The 11,760-nt window shown below is 43.7% G+C and carries 10 protein-coding genes; 6 read left to right on the top strand and 4 right to left on the bottom strand.

Annotated elements, in window-relative coordinates; all coding sequences use genetic code 11:
- The coding region (locus tag AB4653_RS01005) for an MFS transporter (RefSeq protein WP_372103109.1) at window positions 1–1,143 on the bottom strand (1,143 nt) is incomplete at its 3' end.
- 152 nt (window positions 1,144–1,295) lie between these two features.
- Here AB4653_RS01005 and AB4653_RS01000 point away from each other — a divergent pair.
- From AB4653_RS01000 to AB4653_RS00980, 5 genes are all read left to right on the top strand, one after another.
- Window positions 1,296–2,063 carry an ABC transporter ATP-binding protein gene (locus AB4653_RS01000; protein WP_017104133.1) on the top strand — a complete coding sequence of 256 codons (768 nt, stop codon included), beginning with the start codon at window positions 1,296–1,298 and terminating at the stop codon, window positions 2,061–2,063.
- 17 nt (window positions 2,064–2,080) lie between these two features.
- Window positions 2,081–2,992: an iron-siderophore ABC transporter substrate-binding protein gene (locus tag AB4653_RS00995; RefSeq protein ID WP_017096909.1), complete on the top strand. Its 912-nt coding sequence runs from the start codon at window positions 2,081–2,083 to the stop codon at window positions 2,990–2,992.
- Entirely contained in the window at window positions 2,992–4,989 is a 1,998-nt protein-coding gene (fhuB, locus tag AB4653_RS00990; protein ID WP_102257812.1) for a Fe(3+)-hydroxamate ABC transporter permease FhuB, read from the top strand. Before AB4653_RS00995 ends, fhuB begins: the two co-directional genes overlap by 1 nt.
- Window positions 4,990–5,279: 290 nt before the next feature.
- Window positions 5,280–6,236 carry a GntR family transcriptional regulator gene (locus AB4653_RS00985; RefSeq protein WP_102257811.1) on the top strand — a complete coding sequence of 319 codons (957 nt, stop codon included), beginning with the start codon at window positions 5,280–5,282 and terminating at the stop codon, window positions 6,234–6,236.
- Between the two features lie 602 nt (window positions 6,237–6,838).
- The gene (locus tag AB4653_RS00980) at window positions 6,839–8,992 is read left to right on the top strand and encodes a TonB-dependent receptor (RefSeq protein WP_102249532.1); all 2,154 of its coding nucleotides are present in this window, start codon (window positions 6,839–6,841) and stop codon (window positions 8,990–8,992) included.
- A 140-nt stretch (window positions 8,993–9,132) separates the two neighbouring features.
- Here the strand turns inward: AB4653_RS00980 and AB4653_RS00975 are convergent, their stop codons facing one another.
- Window positions 9,133–9,612, bottom strand: a complete 480-nt coding sequence (locus AB4653_RS00975; protein WP_009847195.1) for a hypothetical protein — start codon at window positions 9,610–9,612, stop codon at window positions 9,133–9,135.
- A gap of 267 nt (window positions 9,613–9,879) precedes the next feature.
- Here AB4653_RS00975 and AB4653_RS00970 point away from each other — a divergent pair, with 267 nt between their 5' ends.
- Window positions 9,880–10,011 carry a hypothetical protein gene (locus AB4653_RS00970; RefSeq protein WP_017100407.1) on the top strand — a complete coding sequence of 44 codons (132 nt, stop codon included), beginning with the start codon at window positions 9,880–9,882 and terminating at the stop codon, window positions 10,009–10,011.
- 505 nt (window positions 10,012–10,516) lie between these two features.
- Here the strand turns inward: AB4653_RS00970 and AB4653_RS00965 are convergent.
- Both AB4653_RS00965 and AB4653_RS00960 read right to left on the bottom strand, forming a co-directional pair.
- Window positions 10,517–11,242, bottom strand: coding sequence for a DsbA family protein (locus tag AB4653_RS00965; RefSeq protein WP_009847198.1), 726 nt, complete (start codon window positions 11,240–11,242; stop codon window positions 10,517–10,519).
- Between the two features lie 10 nt (window positions 11,243–11,252).
- Window positions 11,253–11,760: protein disulfide oxidoreductase (locus AB4653_RS00960; protein ID WP_372103106.1), on the bottom strand; the 508-nt coding region annotated here is incomplete at its 5' end.

The raw sequence follows: 11,760 nt of genomic DNA, 5'->3' as shown, positions 1-11,760 counted from the left end.
AGGTAGAGAAAATAGCCCACATAAGTAGATGGGATACTGAGGGTTCAAGGTTGAAGTAAACGCAAGTAATGAAGCGACGCCATAGCCTAGAGTATGAGACATAGCGATGTACCCTGCGGCTGCGCCCGGTGTACCACTTTGCTTTTCAGTGGCAAACAACGTGTAAGCAGGAACAAGCAACGCTGCGCCAATCGCTGTCAGTACCATCGCCACAGCTAACGCCCACATACTGGGAATCAAGAACACTCCAAAGCCGACAAGCAAACCCAATGCCCCCCAACGGTACATAACAAACGGTGTCAGCTTTTCTTTTTTGATAACCAAGAGTTGAGTAGCAAAAGTACAGGCAGCACTGATAGTCAAAAGAATCCCGATCGTGTCACTTATTTGATCGGTAGGCCAACGGGTGATCGAATAGATCAGTGGAGAAAAACTGTATTGCAACAACGCGACTGCGGCACACAACAACATCCCGCAAGATAAAAAAGGCAGTAATGTTTTATTCGGTAACCAAGGTGCTTGCCCTATTCCTTCTGCCTTCCGAGTTTCTTCTTTAGGGGTTGGTAACAACATCGTGACAAGTAAAGCAACACACGGCAAAAAGATCATCACGATCAGGGGAGCAAAAGGCGATAACTTTAACGCTAAAATGGAGACCAAAGGCCCAATTAATCGACCAACACTTAGGCCAAGACTCACCGAAGTAATAGCCTGTAAACGGTTTCTCTCACCACACAACAATATCGCCCAATGTTGACTCGCGGGCACCATTCCAGACACCGTACAACCATAAATTATTCGCGCCACCACCAGTCCGATCAAACAAAACACTAGCGCCTTTTCTTGGTCACTATTCATCGCAAAAAAAAACAAAAAAGCAAAGCTGACGGCCATGCCTACCAATGCCTGAATGACGACTTGTTTAGGTCCATATTTGTCGCTCTGCCTTCCCCAAAAAGGCGCAGATGGCAGAAATAATATGCTTCCTATTGCGATAAGAATCGACCACGTAGGCAAGCTAAATGAAGACTGTTCCACAAGAAAAGGCAGGGAAACGAGTAAGCCGTTTTGCCCAATTCCCATAAGAGCCGAAGCAAGACCAATAGCCAATAGTTGAAATTTTTTATTTTGTATCACAGACATAAACTCGAAGGCGCTAGATAAGGTTGGTAGGTTCGTAGTGGGCACGAGCACATTACAATGATAAACAGATTGATTTAGCGAATAATTATCATTTTGATTTCACTGTGTTACATTAGCGGCTAGCAGCCCATAACTCAACTTCATATTGCATTATGTACACACTTACCAATGCCTCGTTCGAAATCGACGGTAAGAAAATCCTTTCGCCAACGACTTTGACCTTTGAACCAAAGAAGATCACCACCTTGCTTGGTCATAATGGATGTGGCAAATCGACACTCATTAAACTGTTAAGTCGACAAAATACGCCAACAGAAGGTGACGTTTTCTTCAATGAGCAACCACTCGCCTCATACAGTAACCTTGAATTTGCACACCAAGTCGCCTACCTGCCGCAGCACCCACCGATTACTGATGGCGTGACCGTTCGTGAACTGGTTTGCTTTGGCCGTTATCCATGGAAAGGCGCATTTGGACGTTACAGCAAAGATGATTATGCCATCGTAGACGAAGCGATTGAGAAAGTTGGCCTTAATGCCTTTTCTGACCGATTTGTCGCAACACTTTCCGGCGGAGAAAGACAAAGAGCTTGGGTCGCCATGCTACTTGCTCAGCAAAGCCAATGTATTTTGCTTGATGAACCAACCTCAGCACTCGATGTCGCGCACCAGCATGAATTGCTCGCTTTGATCAGAGAGCTTAATCAGTCACTCGGCTTAACCGTGATCATGGTGCTTCATGATGTCAACATGGCCGCCAAATTCAGTGATCATTTGATTGCGCTTCATTCTGGGAAAGTGATTGCTTCCGGTTCGCCTAAAGATTTGATGACGCCAGAAACACTAATGCAAATCTACGGAATGGAGCTTGCGCTCTTTAAACACCCTGAGACAGGGCAACCTATCAGCTACATCCCTTAAATCAAAAGGAACCTGTTGTGAAAAAGTTCATCACCATGCTGTTCACAGTATTAGCTTTCAACGCCCTTGCTCTAGAGAGCGTTCACGCACTAGAAATCAAACATGAAATGGGCAGTGTCTCTTTCGATGCTACACCTAAAAAAGTGGTGGCTTTAGATTGGGCACTCACCGAAACCGTATTAAGCCTAGGCGTTGAGTTGCAAGGTGTGGCAGACGCACAAGGTTATCAGCAATGGGTGGTAAAACCTGCGTTAAATGCAGACGTGACAGATGTGGGATCTCGAAGAGAACCAAACCTAGAGCTACTAACAGAACTCAAACCTGACGTCATTTTAATCAGCGAGCATATGGCGGCGGCCTACCACCAGCTCAATAAAATCGCACCTGTCTTGGTTTACAGTGTCTACAGCAAAAAGAAACAACCTCTTGAATCCGCAACTTCGGTTACCCTCTCTTTAGGCAAGCTATTTAACAAAGCACAACGCGCCCAACAAGTGATTGATGAGACAAACAAGAGATTAAGCGATAATGGTGAAAAAATACGTGCCGCAGGCAACTCAGACAAACCACTGATTTTTGCACGCTTTATCAACGACAAAACCTTACGCATTCATAGCCAAGGTTCATTAGCGCAAGCCACCATAAGCAGCATGGGCCTTAAAAACGACTGGCAAGAGCAGACAAACCTCTGGGGTTTTACCACTACAGGTACTGAAAGGCTCGCTGAACACCAACAGACGAATGTGATGATCTTTGGCCCGCTAACGGAAGAAGAGCATAAGAAACTGACTCAATCCCCTCTTTGGCAAGCGATGGCGTTTACACGTACAGACTCCGTTTACGAACTTCCTACCATCTGGACCTTCGGTGGGCTAATCGCTGCTCAAAGGTTTAGTGACCACATTACCGAACTTCTTATCCAAAAATAATGGCTACCGTAAAGATCGAAAAAACCGTCACAGGGCGATTCAATATCAAGGCAGCGGCACTACCTCTCGCTGCTGTTTTGTTGATCAGCTCGCTACTGCAAATTACCGCTCCTTACTCGCAAGGGGTTGGCTTGATTTGGGATACGCTGTTTCACTTTGATTCTTCAAATTATCAGCATCTGATTACTCACCTCACCTATTTACCTAGGCTTACCGTCGCTCTCATTTGTGGTTTTGCACTGGCAGTCGCTGGGTGTGTGATGCAATTTGTACTGCGTAATCCCATTGCCTCACCTACCACATTGGGTGTTGCTGCGGGCGCAGAACTCGGCATGGTATTAGGGATCCTTTTAATTCCTGCTAACCTAGCTATCCCAGGGTTTATTCCCGCTTTCATCGGGGGCTGCCTTGCAACAGGCTTAGTTTTTACCTTAAGTTCTGCACGAGGCTTTTCACCATTACACATGGTGTTAGCCGGTATGGTGGTCAGCCTATTTTTAGGCTCACTCAACACCATGTTGCTCATGCTGCATGAACAACGGCTTACCAGTATTTTTGTTTGGGGTGCCGGTGTACTGAATCAGAATGATTGGTCGAGCGTGCAGGTTCTCATACCTTTAGTCTCGATCCCGACGCTGTTATTACTGGTTTTACAGCGTCCATTATCAGCGCTGCAATTTGGTGATAATGTCGCTACTTCACTTGGTGTAAACATCAAACAAATCAAATTGCTTTGCTTATCGTTGGCGATTTTTATTACTGCAGCCGTAGTCAGTGAAGTAGGCTTAATCGGATTCGTTGGCATTGTGGCTCCTGCTATCGCTAGGCTTATCGGTGTAAGAGCACTCGCGAAACAGATTCTGGTCAGTGGGTTGGTAGGCAGCTTCATTCTATTGATTGTGGATTTAGTGATTCAGCCCTTCTCTGGCTTCGGTGGCGAACTGCTCCCTACCGGCGCAATGACGGCGCTACTGGGTGCTCCTTTCTTATTGTGGTTACTGCAACGTACCAAGCTGCAGTCCGATCTCAAAAACCGCAGTGAAACCATTGAGCACTACAAATTCGTCAGTACGCGTAAAGTACTGGCCGCGATGTCAGTGCTATTGACGGTAATGTGTGTTCTTGCTCTTACAGTAGGTAAAAACCAGTTTGGTTGGAATCTTGAACTCAACTCATCGCTATTCGATCTGCGTCTACCACGTGTATTAGTCGCGCTATTGGCAGGGATCGGGCTTGCGTTTGCAGGCACGATTATTCAACGCATCTCAAACAACCCAATGGCGAGCCCCGAAGTATTGGGGATCAGCTCAGGGGCTGCTCTGGCGTTAGTGCTCGGCACACTATTTGGCACTGCAGTCGGCCGAGAAGAGCAAATGCTGCTTGGTACACTCGGTGCAACTTCAGTGACTGCCGTGGTTTGGTTAATGGGAAGAAAACACAATTTCGCCCCAACGCAAACCTTGTTAACAGGCATCGCGCTAAGTGCAGGGCTCGACGCTCTATTGCGCATCACAATGAGCTCGGGTAATGAGAATGCAACCGCGCTCCTCACTTGGCTTTCAGGCTCGACTTATTTAGTCGCTAATCAAGATGTCATTTTGCTCGCCGTTGGGGTTGCCATCATCAGTGCAGTGGCGCTGTCTTTGAATCGCTGGATAGAGCTGATTAACTTAGGCGACGTCACCACAAGCAGCCTAGGTATGAACACAACCGCTGTTCGATTGGCTTTGCTTTTGCTAGTCGCGGCACTAACAACTCTGTGCACCATCGTCATTGGGCCATTAAGTTTCATTGGATTATTGGCGCCACACATGGCGCGTTCGCTTCACCAATATCGCGCGATTCCTCAAATGCTCACAGCAGCATTATTAGGCGCTATCATCATGGTGGCTGCAGACTGGATTGGTCGTACGCTATGGTTCCCTTGGCAGTTCCCGGCAGGTCTATTAGCCTCTCTGATTGGTGGCGGCTACTTCCTCTATCTAATGAGAAAATAAGCACACACGAGAAATCACTTTCTCCGCTTAAAGCCCCGTTTGAAGCCTCTATTTGAAGCCTCTATTTGAAGTCGAGGCTTTAAGCGGGCTCTCTTCTTACTCATTGACACACTTGCCAACAAAGCTATCAATAACCGATCAATTCCCAATCAACCGCTAAATTACCAACCAATCTATCCATTGCAACAGGTCGATTAACATTGTCTTTTGGTTACAAAAACACAATTTATGGTATTTAAGCCTTTTTGTGTTTACCATGGAATCAAGATTAAACACATACTCTGAGCGTCATGGACATAACGACAATTACAAAGCTCCAACAAAATTTGTTATTCAAGGTCATCGCGAGGCTAAAAGCCGACAACGCGAAAGCGGGAAGCAGCCTAAATGAATCATCTTTGGCGCAGCAATTCGAAGTATCAAGAAGCCCTATTCGAGCGGTGCTAAAACACTTGTCAGCGCAAGGCATCACTAAAGTCGTCCCTTATAAAGGGTCTGTATTACAAACCGATGCGGCAGATATCGAAATTTCAGGCCAAGACAACGACCAAGAACCTCGCCAAGAACAATTATACCTGCGCGTACTCATGGATTTATTTTTTAGTGAGTTAGGTCAGTCGTTTTCCGAGAAAGACCTGCAACAACGTTATGATGCCAATCGTGGTGAGATGCAAAGCGTACTGCGCCTGTTAGAAAGCGATGGTATTTTTCGTCGCAGTCCAGGATACAAATGGCAGCTTGATGGTGTGTTGAACACCTTAGAAAGACACACCGAAAGTTATCGCTGTCGACTCATTTTCGAGCCTGCAGGCCTACTCGAACCAACATGGACACTTGATAACAGTGCAATTGAAAGCTGCCGAGATCGCCATGCTCAAGCGATTAACGCCCCAGAATCAGTCAACGCCAGTCAACTCTTTAGCCTCAGTGCCGAGTTTCACGAGCAACTTGCCGCATGTTCAGGAAATCGCTTCTTATTGAGCACCATGCAACAACATAATCGCCTACGTAAAGCGACCGATCTCGTCTCGATGCACATTCAATCTTCGGTCACTAAATCGTGCCAGCGTCGCCTAGAGATCATCGAATTGGTGCTCGAAGGTGACAACCAAACGGCCTCGACAAAATTAGCTCAGCTACTGGAAAATGACATTCGAGTCATGAAACGCACCTACAACGACGTAATGACGGTCTCTATGGAGCAGCGAGAAAGTTTAATCAACAGTATCATTGCAAAAAACAGTTAACTACGTGAGCAGTCAAATCATGGCTGCCCTTATCGTGTCCTTCTACCATCGAAAATGCCATTCTGACTTCATGAACACACGAGGCCTGTTTACCTTTCGTTGTTAAATTTTGTTCAAAAGATCAACAGGCCCTAATACCTGCACTTTCACACCTTCTGAATTATATGGTTCACACCCGCTTAAACACTTGCGGAACAAGGCACTGGCTCTGTTCCGCCCGAGTGACTAACCCCCTCGGCAAACAAGTGTTTCCAAATCTATAAAATAAAATTGCATTTTCATATTGTATTTTTGCAACAAAAACACAATAATAATGATTCTTATTTAGAATTGATAAACTTAACGATAATACTTCGTACTTTAACTATAGAAGTAGTAACCGCTTAGGTGGCGTGAATGCGAACGTATACAAGCTTGAAAGATATCGAGATGAGTATGTTTGGGGCCATAAGTAAGTGACCACGTTAACCTCTTTTCTAATTTAGGAGGCTTCATTTATTACTAACCAGTAAAGATGAACGCTTGTTTACTTATAAAAAACAAAGTCATCGCACAAATATGAGTCTTTGTGCAGCCTTTTATTGATCAAGATTGAGAACAAAATGAAAACCGAAAAAGGAAGTTTCAAGCTTTCCACCGTTACGCTAGCGATTGTCGCAGCAAGCACAGTGTTTACAGCCCAAGCACAAGAATACACAACCGAAGAAAACATGGTGGTTGTCGCAAGCCGAACGCCTAAAGCGATCAGCGATATTCCGGGAACAGTTTGGTACATCGACGCAGATAAAATCGAACAGGAATACCGTGGCGGTAAATCATTAGGTGAAATTCTATCGGCGAGCATTCCCTCTTTAGATGTAAGCAGCGGCGCTCGTACTAACTATGGTCAGAATCTACGTGGCCGTAAGATGCTCGTTATGATCGATGGCGTATCACTGCAATCCTCTCGCCAAATCAGCCGCCACTTAGATTCAATCGACCCATTTAACATTGATCGCATCGAAGTGTTATCGGGTGCAACATCTATCTACGGTGCCGGTGCTTCTGGTGGTGTCATCAACATCATCACCAAAAAAGCACAAGGTGAAGAGTTAGAATTCGAATCTTATGTCGGTGGCTCATCGGGCTTTAATTCAGGTGAAGATTTCGATTACAAAGTCGGTCAATCTATCTCTGGCGGTAACGACAAAGTTCAAGCTCGCTCTTCTGTGGTTTACACCGAGACACAAGGTGTATTCGATGCAGATGGCGATATTGTTACTCCTGACATTTCACAAGGCTCACTGCAGTTCAACAAGACGGTAGATTTCCTGACAACTGTCGGCGTGAACCTGTCTGAGACCAAAAAGCTCAACTTCCTAGCACAATATTACGATAGCCAGCAAAACTCTCCTTACGGTCTATACATCACCGGGCGCGATTTTGTTGACGTACGTAAAGGGTTTTACTCGGATCGCGAACACGGAACTGAGCGCATCATGCTGAGTGCCTCTTACGTCGATGATCAATTCCTTGGGCATCAGTTTATTGCTGAAGCTTCATACCGTAAAGAAGACCAAACTTACACGCCTTACTTCCAATCTTCTGGTCAACAAATTACCGATGTTATTTCATTAAAAACAGCACTGGCTAAGAGCTTCAATAAGTTCAATATTGTTTATGGTATCGATGCGTATCAAGATCAGCTTGATAGCAATCAAGCGCTTTACGATCGCACCATTGCGAACAATTCAGGCAACTTAGTCAACAAGACCTATGCACAAGTGGGTCGCTATGCAGGTGTTAAAGTCAGCTCTATCGCAGGCTTTATACAATCTGACTATGCGATCACCGATGATTGGACGGTGGAAGGTGGATTCCGCTACCAATACATCTCTAACAAGATTGATGATTTTGTCGGCTACAGCCAGCAGAAGAAAATTGCTGCTGGTAAAGGCAAAACAGCAGACGCAGTACCAGGTGGTGAAACTGATTACGGTGTTGGCTTATTTAACCTAGGTACGATCTACCACCTTAATAACGAGTCTCAAGTTTGGGCAAACTTCTCGCAAGGTTTCGACCTTGCAGACCCAGCTAAATACTACGGACAAGGCAGCTACAAGCTCGTTGGTGATCACTGGAAACTCAACGACAGCATCAACGTTAATGACTCAAAAATGTCTGGTATCAAAACCAACAGTTTCGAGTTAGGTTACCGCCTTGATACTGGCGAGCTAAGCTTGCAAACCGCGGCTTATTACTCACAATCTGACAAATCAGTGAAGTACAACAGAAAGACATTGCTGATTGAAAACATCAATGACAAAAAGCGAGTGTACGGGCTAGAGGCGATGGCTTCTTACTGGGTACATGACAACATTCAACTGGGCGCTTCTGGTCACTACGTCACCTCTGAAGTGAAAGGTAACGACGGTTGGAAAGATGTATCTGCAGGAAGTGCAAGTACTTCTAAAGCAAGTGCTTGGGCAGGTTGGTATGACACAGACCTATCTGTAAAAGTACAAAGCCAAACTATGTTTGATTACGAAGACGACAAAAACAAACTTGATGGCTACACCGTGTTTGATCTAGTGAGTACGTATCAGCTTCCTGTCGGTAGTCTAGGTTTTGGTATTCAAAACTTACTGAACAAAGACTACACCACTGTTTGGGGTCAACGTGCTCAAATCCTTTACTCGTCTCATTACGACTCAGCAGCGTATGACTACAAAGGCCGCGGCCGTACTTACACTCTGAACTACCAAGTTAAGTACTAATTAATCGGTCTGCATAAGCTGAATTAGTCGCTTACTCTAAAGTGTGGGATAGCTAAAAGACAAAAAGGGTTGGCAAACATGCCAACCCTTTTCAATTGAGGGTTCATTCCGAACTCCCCTATGTTTAACTCTACTTATGCTTAAGCTGTCTTTTCTTTCAAGTTTGATTCTTGTTTATCATCAAGCGCAAAGTAGATCTTCGATACAATTACTTCAGCAATGAGAATCGTAAATACCACGGCGAAGAACGCCACTACACCATTCCAAGGGCCTGTAAAGCTCACCTTCTCGCCGAACAATAAGTTAATCGCTTCTAGCATCACGAACTTTGAACCCACCAAGATGATGTAAGTAGTGATGGCGCGATAAACCTTAGGCCCGGTACCCGGTTTACTTTTGAAGTGCTCAGCAATCTTGTGTTCTAAGCCAATAGAGAGCTTCAACAATAACTGCAGTAATAACGCTGCTATCAAAGAAATAGTGAAAGACTCAATGTTGACGAAGTCCCAGTACTCATCGAAAAAATTAAGTACCACTAAGTCCACCAGCACAGCTAACGTGTAACCTACAAATAGACGTTGTGGTGTGTTGAACCCGTAAACTTTGTCTGATTTAGTCATTCTGTCTCTCTCTAATTTGATAAGTCGCCTTGATTTGAAATACATCTTAGCGCTCGAAAAGGAGCAAAACTTACCATTTTGTGACACCACCAATAATCATTATTCAAATTAATGATTCGACAGAAATCCCCCTTCCTTCTCTTATAGCAATAGCAATAGCAAAAACACACCCAATTCATCACTGTCACCAAATGGCCATTCTTCAAATGCTGTCCCCATATGATGACTCCATCAGCGACACACACTCATTTCCAAAAGGTGCAGACTATGAAAAAGCTAATCACTAACGTGAACGTATTTAACGGTGTTGATAACAACTTAATCGAGAGCGTATCAGTCCTCATCGAGGATAACTTGATCACCCAGATTAGAGAAATTAACTTCCATTCTACGAGTTAGTTTCCGTTTCTCGAGTTAATTCCCACTCTATGAATCAATTTACATTCACGTATTACCCACCCAAATAACAACCACACAAGAAACAAAATGGAATATCAACCTGTAAAAATTAAAAATAAGCAACCTCTAATTACTTCGTAAAAAACACAGAGTAAAGGGAATTATTTAAGTATGGAAAACTCTAACTAAATGTTAAGTGATAATTTATCTGGAGGTGCTATTTTAATATAACCTTGTCAACCCCACGCCCTTAAATTGCACATAAGACAATTTATAAAAGTAAATACTATTAATAATTTTTTGTAATCAGGAATTAACAATGAGACTGTTGTTGTACTCGACATGTGGTGTTCTGAGTTTTCTAGGCATATTTGGACTAGCTGCGTTGTATATTGTTTATTAATTTGTAATCTACTTTTACAATTAATATTTAAATGATAGAAAGCCCTAATCAATAGGGCTTTTTATCCATCAAAGATAATAATTAAGTTATCGTAAATTTATTCTATTTACTTTTCTCTTCTAGCTTAGCCTTTACTATTGGATATAGTTTTTCGTATGGCAAGTAGCCGGGGAGCAATGTTCCATCAATTAGCATCGCTGGTGTACCCCGAACACCCAGCCTCGTAAATAAGTTATAGTTTTCAGCAACTTCAATCGCTATTTCACTGTCTGAAGAAACATAATCGGTGGCTTTGTTCTTCTTCGCTACTTTCATTATCGAACGAACGTTGTGAATACCAGGCTTACTGATCAACATCTCTTCAACTGCTTTGTATTTTTCTTTGTCATTGTTCCAGACATTGAGTCCAAAAGTTGCTGAGTTCAATGGCGAATCTCTCTCCTTTAGAGGGATATAAATATTTATCACCTTGATGTCATTAGGGAACTCATCCGCTATTTTTCGAAGAACAGGGTCTAATTTTTTACACCACGGGCAACTAAAATCAGTCATATTTACGATCGTCAGTTTTGGATGTTCGGAACCATACCAAGGGTGATGTGGGTTGTTATAAATAAAGTCATGACTCTCAACTAACGTTTTATCAAAGCTACTTTGTTGATCTATGTAAGCAGCTAGACTGTCGTGAACTGAATCGATAATACCTTCGTTCGTTTCTAGCATTTGCGTTATCTCGGCAATTTTTTCTTGTTTTGTCATTGCGAAAGTGACGGGTGAGAAAGCCAGAGTAACCAATAGTGTGATGATGCTTTTTGTAATGAATTTCATATTTTTCCCATTAATACTTAGCTAACCAAAGTCGGGCTGCGATACCTATTGGCGTAGTAATTCCTGAAGTAACACTTGTTACTTTTCCATCATTAATAACAATGAGTGTTGGCGTTAAGGAGATTCCCCAATCGCGTGCAATTTTACCTTGAGTGTCATTAATGTTGTCGTAGCTATACCCTTTAGCATTCATATAGCGTTGAACTCTTTCATCTTTACCCGAAGTCAGTGATACACCAACGACGGGATAGCTCGATGAAAACCAATCAACCACTGGCGTCACAAATTTGCAGGCGACGCACCATGTCGTCCAAAAATAAACTAATACCGGCTCTTTCTTACTCATCTCTATTACATCTATCGGTTTACCGGATAACGACATCCCAACCATTGGCGGAACGTTCTGCATTGGAACGTCTTTTGTACGCCAATAATCAACACCAAAGACCACGACCAATGCGAACAAGGTATACAGTAATGCCGATCTCAACTTCTGCTTTTTGGACTGAGGTTTTGCC

It is taken from the genome of Vibrio sp. 10N.222.48.A3 (assembly GCF_041475345.1).
GTDB lineage: Bacteria > Pseudomonadota > Gammaproteobacteria > Enterobacterales > Vibrionaceae > Vibrio > Vibrio tasmaniensis_A.
This window is presented reverse-complemented; position numbering and strand designations above follow the sequence as displayed.

What these genes read in the sequence shown, in the direction of transcription:
- AB4653_RS00980 (WP_102249532.1), top strand. Translation starts at nt 6,839, where the DNA reads ATGAAAACCGAAAAAGGAAGTTTCAAGCTTTCCACCGTTACGCTAGCG.
- AB4653_RS00965 (WP_009847198.1), bottom strand. Translation starts at nt 11,242, where the DNA reads ATGAAATTCATTACAAAAAGCATCATCACACTATTGGTTACTCTGGCT.
- AB4653_RS00970 (WP_017100407.1), top strand. Translation starts at nt 9,880, where the DNA reads ATGAAAAAGCTAATCACTAACGTGAACGTATTTAACGGTGTTGATAAC.
- AB4653_RS01000 (WP_017104133.1), top strand. Translation starts at nt 1,296, where the DNA reads ATGTACACACTTACCAATGCCTCGTTCGAAATCGACGGTAAGAAAATC.
- fhuB (WP_102257812.1), top strand. Translation starts at nt 2,992, where the DNA reads ATGGCTACCGTAAAGATCGAAAAAACCGTCACAGGGCGATTCAATATC.
- AB4653_RS00985 (WP_102257811.1), top strand. Translation starts at nt 5,280, where the DNA reads ATGGACATAACGACAATTACAAAGCTCCAACAAAATTTGTTATTCAAG.
- AB4653_RS00975 (WP_009847195.1), bottom strand. Translation starts at nt 9,612, where the DNA reads ATGACTAAATCAGACAAAGTTTACGGGTTCAACACACCACAACGTCTA.